This window comes from Microbacterium ureisolvens, assembly GCF_015278315.1.
Classification (GTDB): domain Bacteria; phylum Actinomycetota; class Actinomycetes; order Actinomycetales; family Microbacteriaceae; genus Microbacterium; species Microbacterium ureisolvens.
This window is the reverse complement of sequence record NZ_JADIJE010000031.1, coordinates 1-1,526: the sequence shown is the minus strand read 5'-3', so window position 1 is coordinate 1,526 and position 1,526 is coordinate 1. Positions and strand designations below refer to the sequence as shown.

1 rRNA gene is annotated in these 1,526 nt (G+C 54.1%); it reads right to left on the bottom strand.

Features of this window, described 5'->3' with window-relative positions:
• Positions 1-1,443, bottom strand: a 23S ribosomal RNA gene (locus IM767_RS20520); the annotation flags it as partial.
• Positions 1,444-1,526: the final 83 nt, after the last annotated feature.

Here is a 1,526-nt window from a genome sequence, read left to right as displayed (position 1 = left end):
AAGATTAGCTTGACCCTGGAACCCTTGGTCTTTCGGAGGACGTGTTTCTCACACGTCTTTCGCTACTCATGCCTGCATTCTCACTCGTGTGGCGTCCACGGCTGGGTCACCCCGCCGCTTCGCTCGCCACACGACGCTCTCCTACCCATCAACACGGCTGGACCACGAAGGCCTACCAATAATGTCAATGCCACAACTTCGGTGGCGTGCTTGAGCCCCGTTACATTGTCGGCGCGGAATCACTTGACCAGTGAGCTATTACGCACTCTTTCAAGGGTGGCTGCTTCTAAGCCAACCTCCTGGTTGTCTAAGCAACTCCACATCCTTTCCCACTTAGCACGCGCTTAGGGACCTTAGATGGTGGTCTGGGTTGTTTCCCTCTCGACTATGAAGCTTATCCCCCACAGTCTCACTGCTGCGCTCTCACTTACCGGCATTCGGAGTTTGGCTGACGTCAGTAACCTGGTGGGGCCCATCGGCCATCCAGTAGCTCTACCTCCGGCAAGAAACACGCAACGCTGCACCTAAATGCATTTCGGAGAGAACCAGCTATCACGAAGTTTGATTGGCCTTTCACCCCTATCCACAGCTCATCCCCTCAGTTTTCAACCTAAGTGGGTTCGGCCCTCCACGACGTCTTACCGTCGCTTCAGCCTGGCCATGGATAGATCACTTCGCTTCGGGTCTAGGACATGCGACTGAATCGCCCTATTCAGACTCGCTTTCGCTACGGCTACCCCACCCGGGTTAACCTCGCCACATATCGCTAACTCGCAGGCTCATTCTTCAAAAGGCACGCTGTCACACCTACCAGGGGTGCTCCAACGGTTTGTAAGCAAACGGTTTCAGGTACTATTTCACTCCCCTCCCGGGGTACTTTTCACCTTTCCCTCACGGTACTTGTCCGCTATCGGTCATCTGGGAGTATTTAGGCTTATCAGGTGGTCCTGACAGATTCACACGGGATTTCTCGGGCCCCGTGCTACTTGGGATACTCTCCACGCCAGAACACGCATTTCGACTACGGGGCTGGCACCCACTCTGGCCCGCCTTTCAAGACGGTTCGTCTATACGCTTCTGTCACGTCGACCACTCGGCAGAATGGTCAGGAAAGTCCCGCAACCCCCCACATGCAACGCCTGCCGGCTCTCACACACATGAGGTTTAGCCTGATCCGATTTCGCTCGCCACTACTCACGGAATCACGGTTGTTTTCTCTTCCTGTGGGTACTGAGATGTTTCACTTCCCCACGTTCCCTCTACCCGCCCTATATATTCAGGCGGGAGTCACTGGGTCGGCACGCCGCCCAGCGGGGTTTCCCCATTCGGACACCCTCGGATCAAAACTTGCTTATCAGTTCCCCGAGGCTTATCGCAGATTGCTACGTCCTTCTTCGGCTCCAGATGCCAAGGCATCCACCGTTTGCTCTTAAAGACTTGAAAACATGAGAATCAAAACTCGGACACACTCCCAAAGGAGCATGACCAGAAATTGACTAATGATCTTTAAGATCATCAACACAAGA